The organism is Pseudomonas sp. NY5710, from assembly GCF_013305665.1.
GTDB classification, from domain to species: Bacteria; Pseudomonadota; Gammaproteobacteria; order Pseudomonadales; family Pseudomonadaceae; genus Aquipseudomonas; species Aquipseudomonas juntendi.
Genome location: NZ_CP045554.1, coordinates 3465643 through 3485693 on the forward strand (window position 1 = coordinate 3465643; position 20051 = coordinate 3485693).

The following is a 20051-nucleotide window of genomic DNA, read 5'->3' on the forward strand; positions in this document are numbered from 1 at the left end:
CGCGAATACAAACAAATATTTTTTTACACTTTGCCCCTCGACCGAATAACAATTTCAGGCGCAAGGTTTTTACGCAAGCGGCAATGACTACCCCGCTCTTGTTTATATCATAACCAAGTCTGAAGGAAATTTCCTACAAACTAAATCAGAACTCATGAACAACTATCAGGGACTTCCCACACAAACCAAGGAGAGATTCTGCGATGGCAAAGCCCACAGGATCGGTTGCACCCAAAGAACGAATCAACATCCGATACGTGCCCGCCACAGGTGATGGACAGGCCGAAGTAGAGCTGCCGCACAAGATGCTGGTGATGGGCGATTTCGGCCTGGATGACGCCCGCGCGCTGGAAGACCGAACGGTCATGCGCATCGATAAACACACCTTCAACAATGTGTTGAATGACGCCGACGTCCGCCTGGCCATGTCGGTGCCCTCCATGCTCACCACGGCTGCCGATGCGGAGCTGGCAGTCCGCCTGCAGTTCAGGTCGCTCAATGACTTCGCACCAGACGGTATCGCTCGCCAGGTACCGGAGCTGAGCAAGCTATTGGAGCTTCGCGAAGCACTGGTGGCCCTGAAAGGCCCGCTGGGCAACGTGCCCGCGTTCCGCAAGCAACTGCAAAACCTGCTGAGCAACGAGCAGGCCCGCAAGCAACTGGCCGAAGAGTTGAACCTGGTGCTTGAAGCGCCAAAAGAAGACTGAGACAACGGAGCGTCCCATGGCAAAGTCAACCAACACTTCCCTCGCCGCTGAACGGTCGGGCGAAACATTGAGCAACGCCACGTTGCTCGACCAGATCATGGCCGAAACCAAACTGGTGCCCGCACAAGAGGGCTATCAAGTTGCTCGCCAAGGTGTATCGGCCTTTATTGCCGAAATACTCAAAAGCAATGATCCAGATCAACTCATCAACAAACACCGCGTCGACCAGATGATTGCAGAGCTGGACCGGGTGCTCAGCCAGCAGATGGATACCATCCTCCATCAACCGGCATTCCAGGAACTTGAATCTTCATGGCGCAGCCTCAAACTGCTGGTCGACCGCACAGACTTCCGCGAAAACATCAAGCTTGAAGTATTGCATGTCAGCAAAGCAGACCTGCTCGATGACTTTGAGAATGCGGCCGATATAACGTGCAGCGGTATGTACAAACACGTTTACACCGCAGGGTATGGGCAATTCGGTGGTGAGCCGGTGGCGGCCATGTTGGGTAACTACCCTTTCGGCCCCGCTGCTGCAGACATCAAACTGTTGAGTTACATGGCGTCTGTCGGTGCCATGGCGCACGCCCCCTTCCTAGCCGCCCCCTCACCGGATTTCTTCAATTTGAGCAGCTTTGAAGAGCTGCCCAACCTGAAAGAGATCAAAGACATCTTCGCAGGGCCACGGCATGCCAAGTGGCGCGCCTTCCGCGAAAGCGAAGACGCTCGGCACGTTGCACTGACCGGGCCGCGTTTCATGCTCCGCTCGGCCTACCACCCTCAGGAACAGCCGATCAAAACCTTCAACTACGAAGAAAACATCGACGGCCGACACGACAACTACCTGTGGGGCAACTCCGCTTTCCTGCTGGCCAGTTGCATCAACGACAGCTTTGCCCGCTACCGGTGGTGCCCGAACATCATTGGCCCGCAGTCCGGTGGCGCCGTCGAGGACCTGCCCGTGCATCTGTATGAGGCGCTGGGGCAGTTGCAGGCGAAAATACCAACCGAGGTGCTGATATCCGACCGCAAGGAATTCGAGCTGGCCAAAGAAGGCTTCATCGCCTTGACCATGCGCAAGGACAGCGACAACGCCGCGTTCTTCTCGGCCAATTCAGTCCAGAAACCGAAGCAGTTCCCCAAGACGCCGGAAGGCCTGCAGGCACAAACCAACTACAAGCTCGGCACGCAACTGCCCTACTTGTTCATCGTCAATCGCCTGGCCCATTACATCAAGGTGCTGCAACGCGAGCAGATCGGCAGCTGGAAGGAACGCCGCGATCTTGAGGCCGAGCTGAACAAATGGATCCGGCAGTACGTCGCCGACCAGGAGAACCCTTCGGCCGATGTGCGCAGCCGTCGCCCACTGCGGGCCGCAAAGGTCGTGGTTTCAGACGTTGCCGGGGATCCGGGCTGGTACCAGGTCTCGCTCGCCGTGCGCCCGCACTTCAAATACATGGGCGCAAACTTCGAAATCTCGCTGGTCGGCCGGCTTGATACCGAATGAGTGGGTTTTTCAATCGCTTGGTGACGGACCCGTCTGCAACCCGCACGCCTTCCCAGCAAGAAAATGCTGCCGAAAAGATTGCCGCCATCAAGCGCCACCTGGAAACGCTACTCAATGCACGTCAGGGCTGCTCACAAAGCAGCCCTGAACTGGGCCTGCATGACTTCAACGGGCATGCCACAAGCAGTGGCGACCTGTTGAAACAAGTGAGTGCCGACATACGCCGCACCATTCAGCGCTTCGAGCCGCGCGTGCACGTGCGCGCGCTCAAGGCCATGCCCGCGTGTCACGCCCCGCTGGAGCTGCATTTCAGGCTGGACTGCCAGGTGCAGGTCAACAACCACCACGAGCAGCTGCAACTGGAGCTGCTGGTCAACGGCCATAGCCGCCATACCCGAGTGAGGTGACCGATGTCACTCAAGGATCGATTCAGCGAAGAGTTGCGTTACCTGCATGAACTGGGCAACGACTTCGCTACCGACAACCCACAACTTGCCCGGCTGCTGGGCAAAGGTGGCAGCGACCCGGACGTTGAACGGCTGATGGAGGCTTTTGCCTTCCTCACCGCCAAGTTGCGCCTCAAGCTGGAGGATGACCTGCCAGAGCTGACGCACCCCATGCTGCAGTTGCTGTGGCCCAATTACCTGCGGCCCCTGCCGAGCGCCACGATCATTCAGTTCACGCCACTCAAGCAAGCGCTCAGCCAATCACACCGCATTCCCAAGGGCTCACCGTTGTTCTCCAGGCCTGTGGATGGCGTGCCTTGTGAATTTCGCACGTGCACGGCCGTGGACATCCACCCGTTCGAGATCGAATCGGTCAGCGCTACCCAGACGCTCGACAGTTCGGTAGCACGCATCGAACTGCGCACCCTGGTCGAGCGCCCCTTGAACACGCTCGGCTGCGACAGCCTGGATTTTCACTTGAGCGGTGATGACAAAACAGCCCGCACGCTCTACCTGTGGCTCGCTCAATACCTCAAGCATGTGGCGGTAACGATCAATGGCCAGGTGCGCCGGTTGCCGGCCAGCAGCATCATTTTTCCGGGCTTCAGCGCGAATGAAGGGCTGCTGCCGTACCCGCAGAACGTCTTCGACGGCTATCGGATCCTGCAGGAATACTTCGTGTTCGCGAAGCGCTTCCACTTCTTCAGCGTTAGCGCACTGCAGAAAGTCTGGCCCGATCAAGCGACTCGGCAGGTGAGCATCGAACTTCACTTCACCCGCCAGCTACCTGCCTCGTTGCGTATCGGCATGGCGGATTTGCGCCTGTTCTGCACGCCGGCGGTCAACCTGTTCAGCCACAGCGCCGAACCTATCGACCTTTCCAACCGGCAGGCCCCTGCCGAGCTGACCCCCAGAGGGAAAGAGCGGCATGCGTATGAGATTTTCAGTGTCGACAAGGTGGTCAGCACCCGCACCACGACAGACGGCAGCAACGGCGAACACCTACGCACGTTCCGCCCGTTCGAATCGTTCGCCCATGAAATCGAGCATGCTCAAGGGCGCACGGCGTTGTACTACCGCTACACCCTCGAGGAGTCCTTGCGCAGTGAAGGCGTCACGCACCGCATCGCCTTCGTGCGTGCCGATGCCAACGCTTACACCGGTGAGCTGGAAACGGCGTCCATCGACATGACCTGCACCAACCGCGATCTGCCCCTGGCGTTGGGCGTCGACGACATTGATGTGGTTTGCGAAGCCACGCCAGCGCTGACCACCTACACCAACATCTGCAAACCCACCCGCCCCTACCGGCCAGTGCTGGATGGCCAGTTGCAGTGGGCGCTGGTTTCCAACATGTCGCTCAACTACCTCTCGCTGCTGTCTGCCGAGCCGCTGAAGGCGGTGATCCGTGCCTATGACTTCGTGGCCTTGCACGACCTGCAGCAGACGCGCACCACTCACAAGCGCCTGGAAGGTATTCGCGATGTTCAGACCGAGCCTTTGGATTGGCTGATCAAGGGCCAGCCCATTCGCGGGCTGCGCACACGGCTGAAGCTGGACCAGGCCGCCTTCCTGTGTGAAGGCGACCTGTACCTGTTCGGCTGCGTGCTCGCGCACTTCTTCGCCCTGTACGCCAGCATCAATTCCTTCCATCAACTGGAAGTGATCAACATCACCAACAACGAGCACTACACATGGCCCATCCAGACCGGCAAACAACCGCTGATCTAGCCAACAGGCTGCTCGCCGAGGCACACCAGTACAACTTCTACCAGTTGCTGGAGCGTCTGCACGGCTTGCACGGGGATGGCCTGGAACCGCGCTGGCCGGACCAGGCCACCCGGCTGCGCGTGCGGCTGGCCTGTGACCCACGGCTGACCTTTCCGGTTTCCGACGTGTACAAAGCCGAACGCATGCCCGGGGCAGAAGACCGCTACCGCGTGTGCGCCACCTTCATGGGCCTGCATGGCACTGACTCACCCTTGCCTGCCTACTACCTGGAGCAGGTGGCCTACGAACATGCGCAGGGTATCGGTGTGCGGCCAGCCTTTTTCGACTTCTTCAACCACTACCTGCTCAGCCTGCTGCACCGCGTGTGGCGCAAGTACCGCTACTACATTCGCTTCCAGCCAGGTGCCAGCGATGGCTTCTCCCAGTACATCTTTGCCCTGCTGGGGTTGAATGACAAACAACTGCGCGGCGACACGCCTTTGCCCTGGAGCCGCCTGCTCAGCTTCGCCGGTGTCATCGCCAGCCGCAGCCGCGCACCGGGCACCGTCGCGGGCATCATCGCCCACTGCTTCGACCTGAAACAGGTGCATATAAGGGAGTTCGAGACCCGCTCGGTGCCTACGACAGCCCGGCAACTGGTAAGCCTTGGCTGCAGCAACGGCGAGCTGGGCACTTCGTTTCTGGTCGGCAGCCGCACGCGAACGCGCAGCAGCAAGTTCACCATCGTGATCAGCGAGCTGGACCAAACCCAGCTGCGTGGCTTGCTGCCCAGCGGCATCAACTTCAATCGCTTGCGCGCCTTGATCGACTTCCTGCTGCGCGATGGGTTGGCCTACGACCTGGAATTGCGGCTGCAGCAGAACGCGCTGTCGCCCTTCTGCCTGCACCCGAGCCAAGGCGCCCACCTGGGCTGGACCAGCTTCACCGATGACCGCCATGGCCAGATCAGCCCCGTGGTGCGCTTTCGGGGGCGCTCATGAGCACATTGACCTTGAACATTACCAACCTCGACCAGTTGCAGCACAACGTCACGGCCCGGCACACATTCGATCGCGTAGGCGGCACCATCGGCAGCGTGGGGGCCGCGTGGCTGATCAATGACGGTGCACAGAGCGTGGCACCGATCCACTGCGAGATCCGCTGGCTGGAAGGCAGCTTCTGCGTCATCGACCGCTGCGGGCGCACCTACCTGAACGACAATCTGGGCAGCCTGGGCACGCGGTCAGCCAGGCGGCTGCTTGAGGGCGACCGGCTTCGTGTCGGCGCTTATCGGCTGTTGGTCCAGCTCTCGCCAGCGGATGCCCGTTCGCTGGAGGCGTTATTCAACCCCGACTCACGGGTGCTCGACCAATTCATCCTGGATGCACCTGCAGAACGTTGGCCTGCCCAGCCCGCAACGGCCCCGGTCGCCGAAATTTGCTCGGTATTCGCCCAAGGTATGGGCAACGATCCCTTGGCAGCACTGGACGCGGTGACGCAAGCCACGGCGCAGAACCCGCTGGACCGCCTGGTTGCAGGAGAACGCCCATGACGCGTCATTCACTGGTGGCCGGGCTTCTGGCAACACTGATCGGGCTCACGGGGTGCACCGCCCTGAGCAAAATGGGCCAGGTGGCGCTGAACCCTTCGATACCCGTCGGGCCGACCAAGGATCACCCTACCGAAATTGCTTTCAGCATCAACGCCAGCCCCACACTCAACAGCAACCCCAGCAGTGTGGACGTGCTGGTCGAGCAAGAAAGCAGCCTGGCCCCCAGCCCCTACGCAGTCACCTTGAGCGCGGGCGACCCCTACGCCCTAGTCGAGAAGGTCGGCACCCTTTTCGAGTTTCTTCAGGAGCAGTACCCGGCGGCCTCGCCTGTCGAGTTACCAGAGGAAGAGGCCGATCTCCCGCTTCGCTCGCCCTTCGAGCACAGCACACCCGGCCGCTACGAAGACGCGAACATGGTGCTGACCTTACCGCGCAACACCACGCTGGCCACCGAAGCGGTGGCTACGCCCATGGCTATCAAGATCCTGCAACTGCGTGACGACTCATTGCTGCGCAACAGCCTTTATGAGCTGTTGGACAAAGACCCCGCCAAGGCGCTGCGCAGTACCTACATTCGCGATGACGATTACCTGCTGCACCCTGGGCAGTTCAAGTTCATTCCCTTTACCGCCATCGAGCCCGAGACCCGCTTCGTTGCCGTGATCGCCGATTACCGCAACCAGGACGATGCCACCTGGCGCCAGGTACTGCGCATTCCACCGCGTGGCCACCAGATCATCCTGTCGGTGTTGCTCAACGACACGCAAGTTTTGCTCAAGGAAGAAGACTGATGGCGCCTGCAACCCTGCCCTTCTCGCTCACTCACGCTGACACGGAGCGCTCATGAGTTCACGTAATCCCGTCCTGTGGCCTGAAGGCCTGTTCGTCAAACCGCAGCATTTCCAGCAAGCTACCCGCGCCGCTGAAGCAGCCCAGCACCAACGTTTTGCCAGCCTGAACGCGGCCTTTTATGGCTTCAGCGAGCTGCAACTGAACGAGGAATACCTGAGCCTGGGCAAGGTCGCGATCACCCGCGCCCGCGGCATCATGCCGGACGGTACGGTGTTCGACATCCCGGCAGACCTGCCGCCGCCGCCGCCGCTGGAAATCGACGACGACGGCGCAAAGGACAGCGAGGTTTACCTGTGCCTGCCGCTGCGCACCGAGGGCGGTCGAGAGGTGAGTTGGCCCGACAACGCCGCCAATTTCCGCTACAGCGCCCAGCCCCAGGAAATCAAGGACACCCACAGCGCCGATGGCGACTTGGCCCAGGTCGATCTGGCAGTGCCCAACCTGCAACTCAAGCGCAAGGCTGACGACAGCAGCGCCTACACCCGCCTGGCACTGGCACGTATTCTGGAGCGGCGAGCCGATGGCAGCCTGCAACTCGACGAAGGGTTCTACCCAACCAGCGTCTCGGTACGGGCTGTGCCCGCACTGCAGCGTTACCTCGAAGAAATCACCAACACCCTGCGCGAGCGCTCACGCAACCTGGCCAGCCGAATCGGTGCTGCTGGCCAATCCGGCATCGCCGATATCCGCGACTTCAACCTGTTGCAAGCCATGAACCGCTGGTGGCCGTGCTTCCAGCACCTGGCCAGGCAGGGGCAGACACACCCTGAGCAGCTGTACCTGCACATGAGCCAGGCCTGCGGCGAGTTCGTGACCTTCACCGACGAAAGCCGGCTGCCTGCTGAGTACCCCGCCTACCAGCACAGCGCATTGCGTGCGTCGTTCAAACCCCTGCAGGACACGTTGCGCCGCGCCCTGGGTACGGTCCTGCAACCGCGGGCGGTCTCTCTACCCCTTAACGCGCTGGACTACGGGGTAATGACGACGACGCTCGAAGACCGCCGCCTGATCGATGACGCGGACTTCATCCTTGCCGTGCGTGCAGACATGCCGCCGCCGACCTTGCGCCAACTGTTCATGCAGAAGGCCAAGGTCACGTCCCTGGAAACCTTGAATGACCTGGTGCACAAGCAACTGCCCGGTATTGCGCTACAGCCGCTGCCGGTCGCGCCGCGCGAGCTGCCCTTCCATGCAGGCTTCAGCTATTTCGGGCTCGACCGCCGCGACCCGGCCTGGGCCTGCATGAACACGGCCAGCGGTTTCGGGATTCATATCGCCGGGGAATTCCCGGGGCTCGAATTGCAGTTCTGGGCGATCAGGAGCGAGTGAAATGCACGCGAACAACGCGAACGACCAACCAGGTGATGGCCGCGCACCTATGAAAGCTGAGCAGCTGCGCTGGATGCTTGAAAAAACTGCAGCCACCAAGGGTGCAGGATGCTCGACACCCACGGCAGAACCCGATCCGGCGGGTGAAGGCTACCCAGCCGATCCGGATTTCCAACTGCGAGGCGGCTACAGCAACGTGATGCTGGACGCCGCCGCCCCTTTGCTCGGCTTGGTCATGCGCATCCGCACGCTCGATACACTGCCCAACCTCGAACAGGTGCACCGGCAGGTGCGCAACCAGATCGAAAATATCCAGCAAGAGCTGCGTCAGCATGGCTACGAGACCACGCCACTTTTGGCGTATTCCTATGGCCTGTGCCTGTTCATCGATGAAGCCGTGATGGAAAGGCCGTGGGGCCAGGCAAGCCTCTGGAGCCAGGAGCCCCTGCTCAGCATCTACCACAGCGAAACCTTTGGCGGCGAAAAGATCTTCACCGTGATCTCGCGCCTGATGCAAGAACCCCAGCGGTACCAGGACGTGCTGGAGTTCATGTACTTCATTCTGTGCCTGGGGCTTAAAGGCAAGTATGCCCTCGCCCCTAAGGGCGACGAAACGTTGAATACCCTCATTCACCAACTCCACGCAATCATCCGGGAGCTGCGTGGGCCTACCCCGACAACGGTCTGCGACCCTTACACCAACGTTGCCCCGCGAAACTTCCGCATGAACCGGCAATGGCCTTGGTGGGGCCCTCTGGTGCTTTCAGCCCTTGCGATGGCCACGGCCTACGGCATCTACAGCTACCGCCTGCACCTGATCACCCATGAGGTGCTGCAGTCACTCAACGGCATCTTGCAGCAGTAAACAAGCAGCACACGCGAATTCAATGAATTGATGGGGCATTTGCCCCGTTGAAAAAGCCCATCGATTCCGATGGCCACGCAGCCGCTTGTGCGCGTGCTTTTCCACATGGACGCAGGAGAAAACTGCCATGCCAACACCCGCTTACATCGTAATTGAAGGCACCACTCAAGGCCTTATCACTGCCAAAGCGTTCACACCAGACTCAGTCGGAAACGTCTACGTGGAGGGCCACGAGAACGAAATTCTAGCTCAAGAAATAAATCACAGAGTAACCGTGCCGACAGACCCTCAAAGTGGGCAGCCTGCCGGGCAGCGCGTTCACAAACCGTTCAAATTCACATGCGCACTGAACAAGGCGGTCCCGTTGCTGTATCAAGCACTAGTAACGGGCGAGGTTTTACCAATAACCACCATTCGTTGGTATCGCACATCGAGTGAGGGAAAGCAGGAGCACTTTTTCACTACCGAGTTGGTTGACGGCGTCATCGTAGACATTAACTCCGTGCTGCCGCATGCACAGAATCCGGATAACGCTAATTACACGCAGCTCATCGAGGTATCGATCAGTTACCGCAAGATCAGTTGGGAGCACAAAGTAGCCGGGACGTCGGCTATTGACGACTGGCGCAAACCCATTGAGTCCGCCGCTTGACCTGAATAGGCGAAAGCCGGGCAGTAATACTGCCCGGTTTTTAGAACTTCGAACTGCGGATTAGAATGCCCATGTCCTACCAATCTGATTTGCGTTACAGCTTCCAACCTCTGGTTGGCAAAGCTGAATTTGAAGTGGTGTCATTTGAACTCAGGGAGGGGATCAGCACGCTTTTCGAACTGGAGCTGACATTGATCAGCTTCGAAAACGATATCGACTTCGGCCACCTGCTCGACAAACCGGTGCTGCTCACTATTTGGGATATAGATCGACCGGTGCGTTACGTGCACGGCTTGGTCAGCCGATTCAGCCAGGGCGAAAGCGGCTTCTACCGTACCTACTATCACGCCTTGGTAGAGCCCATCCTGGCGCGCGCCGGGCTTCGCTCAAACTGGCGGATCTTTCAGCAAAAGACCGTCCCGCAGATTCTTGAGCTGATGCTCAAGCGTCAGGGCATCGATCAATACGAGCTTCGCTCGGGCATGGATCACCAAGTGCGCGAGTTCTGTGTACAAGCGGGCGAGACTGACCTTGCCTTCATCGCCCGCCTGGCGGCTGAAGAAGGCTTCGTCTATCGCTTCGAGCACAGTGAAACCCTGCATAAGCTGATCATCACGGATCAGCTGCTATCCCTGGGGCTGATCAGCCATGGGGCGCTCAAGACCGACAACGGTGACGAAGGGTTCTTCGACGGCGAAGACGTTATCGACCCCGACACCGTGCTGTATCAGTCCGACAGTGGCGGCGATCAGGCAAGGCCTTGCCTGTGGCGCTTGCGTTACAGCGAGCACGTCAGAACCTCGCGACAGGTCCAGCGCGACTACACCTTCACCAACCCGGCGTATCGCCAGGAACACCGTGCTTCAGGCGCTTTCCTGGAACACCAGTCCAGCGACTACGAGCGCTTCGACTACCCCGGCCGCTACAAGCGCGATGCCGTGGGCAAGCCGTTCACCGAAAACCGTATCACCGCCCTGCGCCATGATGTGCGCATCGCGCAGGTGCAGGGCGATGACGTCAGGCTGCAGCCTGGCCTGAGCTTCACACTCACAGGCCACACTCGCGACGACCTAAATGTGCATTGGCGTGTGAACAGCGTGGTTCACAAGGGCAGCCAGTTCACCAGCCTCCAGGAAGAAGCAGCCGGCGTCGATCAAAGCACGCGCTATGAGCAAACCGCCCAGCTGGTACCCGGCAGAACCGAATGGCGCCCTGCTCCGCTCGAAAAACCCCGCGTGGACGGCCCGCACATGGCAACCGTGGTCGGCCCTGCGGGCGAGGAGATCTACTGCGACGAATGGGGCCGGGTCAAGGTCAGCTTCCCCTGGGACCGGGAGAGCAACAACGACGAGTTCAGCTCCTGCTGGGTGCGTGTATCCCAAGGGTGGGCAGGTGGCAGTTGGGGCTCGATGGCCATCCCGCGCATCGGGCAGGACGTGGTCATCCAGTACGTCAACGGCGACCCCGACCAGCCGATGATCACCGGGCGCACCTATTGCGGTAACCAGCTGCCGCCCTACGACCTGCCCGACCACAAAACCCGCATGACCATCAAGAGCCAGACCCACAAGGGTGATGGCTTCAACGAGCTGCGTTTTGAGGACGAGCTGGGTCGACAGGAAGTGTTTATCCATGCGGAGAGGGACCAGAACAACGTCGTCAAACACAACGAAACCACCTTCGTCGGCAATGACCGCAGCGAGCGGGTGGACCATAACGAAACCATCTCCATCGGCGACCACCGCACCGAAGACGTTGGCAAGAACGAAACCATCAGCATTGGCGCCAACCGTAGCGTGACCATCGGTGCCAACAAGACCGAGATCATCGCATTGGCCAAGGCATTGACCATTGGCGCGGGCTACCAGGTCAGTATCGGTGCCGCAATGAACACGACAGTTGGTCTTAGCCAAAGCGAACAGGTAGGCATTCACAAGTCCGTGATCGTTGGCAACCGCTTTAACATCACAGCAGGCGACGAACTCAGCATCACGGTTGGCAAAGCGTCGTTGGTCATGAAGTCCGACGGAACCGTGCTGATCAACGGCAGCAACTTTGACTTCAGTGCCACAGGGCCTGTGCAAATCAACGGCAAGGATGTCGATCTCAACTGAAGGGGTAACCCAGGATGGAATTTCGCAACCTGACGCCGTTTGACGTCATGTGCTTCAGTGCGCTCAGCAAACTGGATATAGAGCACCCAGTGATTGTGATGAAAGTTGGCTATCGACTACAACCCATTGCCAAGAAACCAGGGAGCTTTTCCGCTGAAGTAATCGATGATGACCCTGTTCCACTTTGCCTAGCCGATAAATACTATGGCGAGGAAGGGCGCAGTAGCGTCAAGGAAGAGAGTGATTTAGCACCTTTCAAACCTCGCTGTGATGTTATTGTCAATGGACATGCCTATGCACCAGGCATGGAAGCTGCGCGCTCGTGGACTGCTGGTATTCGCTTGAGCGAACCTGCGGCGCCAGTAGAGATAAATATTGCATCACCAAAATCGTCCACTGCTGACGGACCTCCCACCGAGCAACAGTTATATGCATGGCGGGATGCACAAGCGGAGGCAACACTGCGCCGCGCTAATGCCCCAACTCGCAATATCTTGTTGAACAAGCGGCTCCGCTTCACCGGGCCTCGGATCTTCAAGCCAGGCCTGTTTACAGGGTGGCATGTGACTGAAGCAGAACTTGCCGAGCGCGTACCACTGCAATGGGAATACGCTTTTGGCGGTTCAAGCATTTTGCATAACCCTCAATTTCCTGATCGTGCCTCTGAGCCTCATATCATTAATCAGGTTTGCTATAGCAATCCACTGGGCCAGGGATGGGTCGACCCTCGTCACTTAGAGTTCGCGAACTCAATTGAGCAGCCGATAGAGGCCTTGCTGGCTCCTCAGATTGAACAAATCAATGACCCCATTACCAAACTTGCAAGTAGCCATCAGCCCGATGGTGATGTCACGGCTAAAGAGATGGCCGAGATATCCAGAGCGCTCACTCACCAGCCAGCAGGGTTTGGAGTAGTCGGGCGCGCTTGGGCGCCACGCCTTGCCCTCGCGGGCACCTATGATGATGAATGGCGGGACACTCGCTGGCCTGGCCTCCCTGCCGACTTTGAGTTTGGCTATTGGAACTGTGCTCCTGAAGATCAGCAAACAGCCTTCTTGAGGCCTGATGTACAGATCGAATTGTTCAACCTGACCTCACATGAAAACGGCCACAACGGTCGTCTGGTCATTGAATTACCAGGTCATCGTCCATTTCTGCTGGCACGGCTTCACAACGGTGCGCTGATTCCCATTCCTTTACTCACAGACACCCTGGTTATCGACACAGACGAAATGAGTTTGTCGTTGACTCATCGAATCAGTCTTCCCTCTACCGAACCTATCCGTGCACTGGAAGCCAGGTTCGAGATCGACCCCACAGCCCCACTCATAAAACGCGCCCGCCCCACAAAACTAACTGAAGGGGTGAGAGGCTGATGGCAGAGAATATACTTGCTCGTAAACAAGAAAACTGGAGAGTCGTCAGCATCGCCCCCGATGTTTGTAAAACTCCCATGGGTGGCGCGACCCCGCCTGTTCCCTATCCCGTCACTGCTGAGCTGAAGATAGCAACTGGCGTAGCGAAATCCGTGCGTGTCAACGGCAAACCAATTGTCGTATATGACATGAGCTTCGTACCTAAAACTGAGGGGGATCAGGCAGGTGCGGCGAAAGGGATCGTGAGCAATACCGTTGGTGGCAAATGTTATCCGCAAGAAAAGAGCAGCACAGTGCGCGCCGAGGGGAAATTGGTCGTCCGCCACAATGATCTATTTTGGATGAATGGGTCGTAGTCATGGACGAACCTTTAGAAATTAAAATCAGTAAGTTCCAACAATACATAAGCGATACGCACAGTATCGCCACCTATCAAGAAGGTAATGCCGTAGTCGTTCAATTCTGGAACGGAAAAATACTAACAACCAGAGAGCACCTGTCTTACGAAGAATATACAAAATTTCGCGCAGACGTCCCAGAATATGGATTGCCCGACTACGCACCGCCGAGAACAACGAAAGATGAGCATATAGGAACAACCCCCAATGGAAACACTGTAGGTCGAGTCATAGGCTTAGTCGACTTATCCAACAAGAAAAACAGCGACTACAACCCCCCTATCGATGAAGAATTAGATCCTGAGCTCAACTCTGAAGACAACACACTCAACAATATACAACTGAGTCTTGACTTGTTAAGCATTATCCCTGGGATCGGAACAATTGCTGGGGGCACTAACGCTGCCATGAGCATAGGACGGGGGAATTACACTGAAGCAATGGCATCTGCCGCAGCAATGATTCCGTTTGCTGGGGGACTCATTAAAGGTGGAGTACTCATTGGAAAAACTGGCGGAAAATTCAGCAAAATAACGGCTAGGTTACGAGATGGAGGAAAAGGCAAGCGTGTTATAGACCCGCGCTGCATACTCCGCCCATATAAAATTAAAGGAAGACCGACATGTCCCCCGCCCCTGACCGGCCACCATGTCGTCCCAGACCGTGTTTTTCGATTAGGCTCAAGGACGCGAATTCCTGGTGGGATTTCCAAAAATGATGGGTTAGTGATATGCGTTCAGGGCAAAGATCGGACAGGTGAGCATGGTAGAATTCATCGAATTTACGATCCGGAAGAACAGGCTGTGGGTCTACTCAACTCACCGAGGGGTACCGCCCCACTGCTTATATTAGAAGAAATTGGCGCCAGAGCAGTCAGCAGAGTAACAAAATGCAATGAAGCCAACCTATTAGCGCAGCTTAGAGGCTATCACCAATCCAAAGGATTGCAGCTTGACTTCATAGGCAGAGCCGACCCATATGGACATATTACTAAAACCATTCCTGTAGAGTCAGTTGGCTCAAAATCCAATTCAGGCACAGGACCACTTTGAATGAAAAAAACAAACAATTCCAGCATCACGATGCTGGCCGGGACCGCGATAAGCGAAACCATATATTACATGACTGGCACGCTAGACAATCTAGCCAGCGACATAATTTTCACAAGAATGTTTATTTATGACGATAGTGCGACACCCTCCAATCAATGGTTCCATCACGACCTACCGGGTTGGGCAGTGATATCTACCTGTTTAGTTCCTGCGAATCCCACAACTCCCCGGCACGTTTGTTCGCTAAGCGAGCAGGGTGATGTCGAACTCTATAGCTCCGCAGGAATCAGAATAGAAAAAATCAAAGGTGCCGGCCTCGGTCACATAGAGGAGAGCCGAGGCTATATGACTCGCATCAGACATATAGGAGATGCGCTATACGCATGCGGGTATGCCGGGCAGGTATACAAGAGGCAAAAAGAAAAGTGGGAGCGCTTTGATGCCGGAATCAGAGACAAAAGCCCCAGCTCCCTCACTGCCATCGCTACTCCCTTAGACTTGATTGATATTCACGGACTGCACCAATCTGATATATACATTGTTGGAAGCGAAGGTTTCATTGCTCACTACAACGGAATCAGTTGGTCAATACTCCCCCCCGTAACCAGGGCATGCCTGTACGGCATATTTATTCAGTCGGAGAGCGAGGTCTGGGTTGCCGGATCAAATGGCACCATTCTAAAAGGGAACGCCATAAATGGCTTTCAAGCAATTTACCGAAAGACGCTTGACTGTGACTTTTATTCTATAGCAAATCTTGAGAATGAATATTACATTGGCGCAAGCGACGGGTTATACAACATGCGTTATGGCAAAATACTAAAGGTCAATCTGCCCGAGAAAATCATTGAGATCGACTCAATAGAGACAAAGAATGGAACACTTTGGGCATTAGGATCTAAAAAATTAATTAGATACGATGGAACCACCTGGAAGTTGATTAATCACATTGACAACAACTAACCTTATCTTTCAAGCCAGTGCAGAGGCATCACTATGCACTGGCAGTACGTACAAATACCACCATAATTTCACAATACCAAACCACATTACAACATTACTCACTGTAGGCGCCCGATTAACAGCACGACCTCACTCCTGAAAAGCAGGCTTTATCCACATAAGACCGAGACCATCGCATTGACCAAGGCATTGACCATTGGCGCGGGCTACCAGGTCAGTGTCGGTGCGGCAATGAACACGACAGTTGGTCTTAGCCAAAGCGAACAGGTAGGCATCCACAAGTCCGTAATCGTTGGCAACCGCTTCAACATCACAGCAGGCGACGAACTCAGCATCACGGTAGGAAAGGCCTCGTTGGTCATGAAGTCCGACGGAACCGTGCTGATCAATGGCAGCAACTTTGACTTCAGTGCCACAGGGCCTGTGCAAATCAACGGCAAGGATGTCGACCTCAACTGAAGGGATAACCCAAGATGGATTTTCGCAACCTGACGCCTTTTGACGTCATGTGCTTCAGTGCGCTCGCGCCCGACGGTCAGGAACATCCTGTCATAGCCATGAAGGTCGGTTATCGACTTGAACCGTTTGAGGGCTGTCCTGGCAAACTCCGAGCCATCGTCATTGATGACGAACCCGCGCCGCTTTGCATGGCCGATACCTACTATGCAGAAATCGGCAGCAGTTCTGTATTCGAAGAGAGCGACCTGGCGCCATTCAAACCACGCTGCGATGTCATCATCGTCGGCCATTCGCATGCACCGGCAGGACAACCTGTAACTTCGTGGGAAGCCGGTGTCCGTGTTACATCGACCCGTCCCAAACAAGTAATCCCTGATCCGCCCTCCCCGAAGCGCGCGCCGAATGTTTATCTGACCGCCGATGAATTGCAGGCGCACCAGGCAGAAGTGCTGGAAGTTCGCCGTCGCAACAGAGAACAGCTCACGCCAATCGTGTTACTGGACAAGACCCTGCGTTTCAACGGTCCACGAGAGTTTCATCATAACTTCTTCGGCTGGCATCTCACCGATCCAGAACTTGCCACGCGCGTTCCTCTGCGCTGGGAACATGCTTTTGGAGGCACCAGCCAGTTCGCCAATCCCGAATATAGGCATAACTCCAACGCCTCGGAGCTCCTGCTCAACGAAGTGTGCTTCAGTAATCCGCTGGGCTGTGGCTGGCTGGAGCATCGCCATGAAAAGCTGCATTACGAGCAGACCGGCGAAAAGCTCGCCAGCCTGTCGGCGCCCCAGATCGAGCATTTGGACGCCCCCATCGAGCGCCTGTTGCGCTCGCAGCATCCAGCTGGCCCGCTAAATGCCACTGCCATGGCGGAGGTGGCGGCCTCTTATGGCTGCAGGCCGGCCGGCTTCGGCATCGTTGGTCGCGCCTGGGCACCGCGCTTGGCACTTGCTGGCACTTATGACGAAAGTTGGGAAGACAACCACTGGCCGGGACTGCCACAGGACTTCGATTTTGGCTATTGGAACGGAGCCCCGGCTGACCAGCAAGTTGCTTTTCCTACACCAGATGCACGCGTTGCCCTATTCAACCTGATTGATCCATCCCTGAGCCAGGATGGGCACTGTGAAGTCCAGCTCCCAGGTCACCGCCCCTTCGTGCTCATGCGCATGACCAACGGCGGAATGCTGCCGCTGCCAATGCTCACCGACACATTGCGCATTGACACCGATGCCATGACCCTGTCGATGACGCACCGCATCAGCCTGTCCAATTCGCTTGATATTCGCGTGCTCGAAGCGCGTTTTGAAACCAATCCCGACGCTCCCATCATTCGGCGCGCCCCACACCGCAGCGGGGAGCACGTCTGATATGGCCGATAACGTAATGGCTCGGCAGCAGACTAAATGGACGGTCATCAGCATCGCGCCAGACGTTTGCAAAACACCGATGGGCAGCAGCGTTCCACCCGTGCCTTATCCGGTCACGGCAGAGCTGAATACCAGCACCGGTGTGGCGAAAAGCGTGCGTGCTAATGGCCATCCGGTGGTTGTCTACAAGCGCAGTTTCACTCCCAAGACCATCGGTGACGCCGCTGGCCAAGCCAAAGGCGTCAAGAGCGATACCGTCGAAGGCAAATGCCACCCGTTGGAGCACAGCAGTTCAGTGCGTGCGGAAGGCTGTCACTTGGTTCGCCATGGGGACCTGTTCTGGATGAATGGAAGTTGATGCCATGAGTGAGCAACCCATTCAACTGGACACGCTGCATGTCCAGGTACAGGAAGTATCGCTACGTAAGCTGCCAAACGGCCCAGACAGGATGTTTGTGCAGACTGATGGCGCCGGCAAAGTGCTGGTGGACTTTGCCGATGGGGCCAACGAGTGGGGCAAAGCCCTAGAACTCAACGAGGAAGAATACGAAGCGTTGCGCCAGGAGGCGTTTCACAGAGAACTGGCAGACTTACAGGACATACCGACCTACACTGAACTTTACCCATTCGCAGGCAACAGTGGCGCCATCACGTCGCCCAACGGCAACACGCTGGGGCGCGTAAACGGGGAAACGCCCGCGATGGGTAAAACTGCTGATGACTCAAATGCTGACGTGGAGATCCAGACACCGGAAGAAGGCATAACGGGCGCGCAGATGCTGGACGGCCTTCAGCTGGGGCTGGATATTGTTGGCCTGATTCCAGTGATAGGTGAGTTTGCCGATGTTGCCAACGCGGGCATCAGCCTTTCTCGGGGGGATTATGCGGGCGCAGCCTTGTCATTGCTTTCAGCTATTCCGTTCGTGGGTTACGTGGGTACGGCAGGCAAAGTCGGACGATATGGCACGAAAGCGGCTGCGGAAGCGTCGGCCAAGGCCGCCAATGAAATGGCAAACCGATCCGCTAAGGAAGCCGCTGAAAAGACAGCTAAGGAAGGCTCCGAGCATGCTATAAAACGCGCAGATGGCGTGGCATCCAATAGCAAGGATGGTGCAAAAGCTACTGCTACCAGTGCTGCTGAAGATGCCTCGCCTCGTTTTTCTAACGATACACCGGACGGAAGTTTTTCAATTTCAGATTGGACAGGCTATCCAACGGGCGTCCCCGTACCGCAAGGGCCATTCAGATTACTGGAGGGCGCGGAGTACAATTCCGCCAGAGAGGCTGCCAATAAGGCCAATAGAGCTCTCCGCCGAGAACAAGGCCTCGTAGGTAAGCCTGTGGACGTGCATGAAATAAATCCAGTAAAATTTGGTGGAAGTCCAGCGGACCCGGCCAATAAAGTTATCCTACCTCGGGATGTTCATCGGCAGCAGGTAACTCCTTGGTGGAATCAATTGCAGAAAGACTTAGGAGAAAAACCATGAAATACGACCTAACAGAGGGACAACTCAATGGTCCAGCTGAAATCTCGACCATTGACAATCTATCAAAAAACTTGGCAGCGACACTACCCGAGAGTTATATTGAATTCCTTAGAAAGCACGATGGTGGCGAAGGATTCATTGGCGACAATTACATAATTTTCTGGAAGGCAGAAGAAGTAGTCGACTTCAATCGCGAATATGAGGTCGAGACTTATGCGCCAGGTATATTTTTGTTCGCCTCTAACGGCGGAGGGGAAGGTTATGGATTTGACACATTGAATGCAGCACTGCCGATAGTTCGGATTCCCTTTATAGGAATGGATCGTCAGTATGCCATCTCGGTAGCGAGTGACCTTCCCGATCTATTTGCTCAATTGGCGGACTAAAATGATTGACAAGAATAAGCACTCACGACCTAAAGGCATGGAGCTCTTCGAGATTAAACCCGCTATCGTTGGTGGTGATCCGATAAACCCTGAAAACAAAACCTGGTTAACGAGACAGCAGCACTTTGAGGCTGTGCGGTACTGGAACCGAATTATCACTAGCCTGCGTAACAAGCCAGAGTAGAGAAATACTCCTCATTCAACTTGTCGCCCGATGACGACAAGTTGATACTCCCTACACACTTACATTGCCATTAGGAAAAAAAGGTGACCGGATAGATAATGTGCGGTACAACCGACTAACTATTCTCGCTACAGGCGAACGTTACCCATACCCACAAACATCAGGCAAACGCCTTTTGTCTTGCCGCGATATGGCTGCGGGCGCTGGATAGGGCATTCGTCGCTGGATAGCGGCGCATCGATGCCAGAAGACAACGGGATAAGTCGTAGGGGATTTCTGCTTAACGTCTTGTGAGCGCGGCGCGGTCATCTATCCGGTGAGTGCGTGCTCCGCATTGTTTGCTGCGCAGTGGCTGCGGCAAGCGCTGAATGCGGGCACATCCTCAATCGACGTCAACGGTCGCCCAGGAGAGTCAAAGATGACCCAGCCCATCCAGGCCTTGATGCTCGACACTGAACACCGCATCCTCCGCCGACCCGACGTGGAGCGCAAAACCGGCTTCAAGCGTGCACACATCTACGCACTGATCGCCCAGGGAAAGTTCCCCAAGCCCATCTAGCTCGGTGTGCGTGCGGTCGGCTGGGACTCCCTGGAGGTCGAGCGCTGGCTGATCGACCGTGTTTCACCACGCGACTGAGGGGC

The 20051-nt window shown here is 56.6% G+C and carries 20 protein-coding genes and 1 pseudogene; all 21 read left to right on the forward strand.

The genetic code is table 11. The features are described from left to right. Nucleotides 1-203 precede the first annotated feature (203 nt). The 21 genes and pseudogenes from tssB (at nt 204) to GEV39_RS15885 (ending at nt 20046) form a co-directional block, all read left to right on the forward strand. Nucleotides 204-707: a type VI secretion system contractile sheath small subunit gene (tssB, locus tag GEV39_RS15785; RefSeq protein ID WP_173890293.1), complete on the forward strand. Its 504-nt coding sequence runs from the start codon at nt 204-206 to the stop codon at nt 705-707. A gap of 16 nt (nt 708-723) precedes the next feature. Continuing rightward, nucleotides 724-2214 carry a type VI secretion system contractile sheath large subunit gene (gene tssC / locus GEV39_RS15790; RefSeq protein ID WP_173891717.1) on the forward strand — a complete coding sequence of 497 codons (1491 nt, stop codon included), beginning with the start codon at nt 724-726 and terminating at the stop codon, nt 2212-2214. Continuing rightward, nucleotides 2211-2621 (forward strand): type VI secretion system baseplate subunit TssE, encoded by a 411-nt coding sequence (gene tssE / locus GEV39_RS15795; RefSeq protein ID WP_173890295.1) that lies wholly within the window; start codon nt 2211-2213, stop codon nt 2619-2621. Before tssC ends, tssE begins: the two co-directional genes overlap by 4 nt. 3 nt (nt 2622-2624) lie before the next feature. Continuing rightward, nucleotides 2625-4391, forward strand: a complete 1767-nt coding sequence (gene tssF, locus GEV39_RS15800; protein ID WP_173890297.1) for a type VI secretion system baseplate subunit TssF — start codon at nt 2625-2627, stop codon at nt 4389-4391. Next, nucleotides 4355-5371 (forward strand): type VI secretion system baseplate subunit TssG, encoded by a 1017-nt coding sequence (gene tssG / locus GEV39_RS15805; RefSeq protein ID WP_173890299.1) that lies wholly within the window; start codon nt 4355-4357, stop codon nt 5369-5371. Before tssF ends, tssG begins: the two co-directional genes overlap by 37 nt. After that, complete coding sequence (locus GEV39_RS15810; protein ID WP_173890301.1) at nt 5368-5922, forward strand: FHA domain-containing protein; 555 nt, start codon at nt 5368-5370, stop codon at nt 5920-5922. Before tssG ends, GEV39_RS15810 begins: the two co-directional genes overlap by 4 nt. Beyond that, entirely contained in the window at nt 5919-6713 is a 795-nt protein-coding gene (gene tssJ / locus GEV39_RS15815; protein ID WP_173890303.1) for a type VI secretion system lipoprotein TssJ, read from the forward strand. The genes GEV39_RS15810 and tssJ overlap by 4 nt, the downstream gene beginning before the upstream one ends. Before the next feature lie 52 nt (nt 6714-6765). Beyond that, nucleotides 6766-8103, forward strand: coding sequence for a type VI secretion system baseplate subunit TssK (tssK, locus tag GEV39_RS15820; RefSeq protein ID WP_173890304.1), 1338 nt, complete (start codon nt 6766-6768; stop codon nt 8101-8103). Between the two features lies 1 nt (nt 8104). After that, on the forward strand, nt 8105-8968 hold the full coding sequence (gene icmH / locus GEV39_RS15825) for a type IVB secretion system protein IcmH/DotU (RefSeq protein WP_173890306.1): 864 nt from the start codon (nt 8105-8107) through the stop codon (nt 8966-8968). Between the two features lie 127 nt (nt 8969-9095). Next, the gene (locus GEV39_RS15830) at nt 9096-9620 is read left to right on the forward strand and encodes an Hcp family type VI secretion system effector (RefSeq protein ID WP_173890308.1); all 525 of its coding nucleotides are present in this window, start codon (nt 9096-9098) and stop codon (nt 9618-9620) included. A gap of 71 nt (nt 9621-9691) precedes the next feature. Continuing rightward, a complete protein-coding gene (locus GEV39_RS15835) occupies nt 9692-11734 on the forward strand; it encodes a type VI secretion system Vgr family protein (RefSeq protein WP_173890309.1) in 2043 nt (680 codons plus the stop codon). A 14-nt stretch (nt 11735-11748) separates the two neighbouring features. Next, complete coding sequence (locus GEV39_RS15840; protein WP_173890311.1) at nt 11749-13110, forward strand: DUF2169 family type VI secretion system accessory protein; 1362 nt, start codon at nt 11749-11751, stop codon at nt 13108-13110. Continuing rightward, on the forward strand, nt 13110-13466 hold the full coding sequence (locus GEV39_RS15845) for a DUF4150 domain-containing protein (protein ID WP_173890313.1): 357 nt from the start codon (nt 13110-13112) through the stop codon (nt 13464-13466). The genes GEV39_RS15840 and GEV39_RS15845 overlap by 1 nt, the downstream gene beginning before the upstream one ends. Nucleotides 13467-13468: 2 nt before the next feature. Further along, the gene (locus GEV39_RS15850) at nt 13469-14560 is read left to right on the forward strand and encodes a hypothetical protein (protein ID WP_173890315.1); all 1092 of its coding nucleotides are present in this window, start codon (nt 13469-13471) and stop codon (nt 14558-14560) included. Further along, nucleotides 14561-15523, forward strand: coding sequence for a hypothetical protein (locus GEV39_RS15855; RefSeq protein ID WP_173890317.1), 963 nt, complete (start codon nt 14561-14563; stop codon nt 15521-15523). Between the two features lie 177 nt (nt 15524-15700). Further along, a complete protein-coding gene (locus GEV39_RS15860) occupies nt 15701-15982 on the forward strand; it encodes a hypothetical protein (protein ID WP_218581694.1) in 282 nt (93 codons plus the stop codon). 14 nt (nt 15983-15996) lie between these two features. Next, nucleotides 15997-17352 carry a DUF2169 family type VI secretion system accessory protein gene (locus tag GEV39_RS15865; protein WP_173890318.1) on the forward strand — a complete coding sequence of 452 codons (1356 nt, stop codon included), beginning with the start codon at nt 15997-15999 and terminating at the stop codon, nt 17350-17352. A gap of 1 nt (nt 17353) precedes the next feature. Then, entirely contained in the window at nt 17354-17710 is a 357-nt protein-coding gene (locus GEV39_RS15870; RefSeq protein ID WP_173890320.1) for a DUF4150 domain-containing protein, read from the forward strand. 4 nt (nt 17711-17714) lie between these two features. Beyond that, entirely contained in the window at nt 17715-18839 is a 1125-nt protein-coding gene (locus GEV39_RS15875; protein ID WP_173890322.1) for a hypothetical protein, read from the forward strand. Then, on the forward strand, nt 18836-19225 hold the full coding sequence (locus GEV39_RS15880) for an SMI1/KNR4 family protein (protein ID WP_173890324.1): 390 nt from the start codon (nt 18836-18838) through the stop codon (nt 19223-19225). Before GEV39_RS15875 ends, GEV39_RS15880 begins: the two co-directional genes overlap by 4 nt. A gap of 602 nt (nt 19226-19827) precedes the next feature. Continuing rightward, a pseudogene (locus GEV39_RS15885) lies at nt 19828-20046 on the forward strand (AlpA family transcriptional regulator). Nucleotides 20047-20051 lie beyond the last annotated feature (5 nt).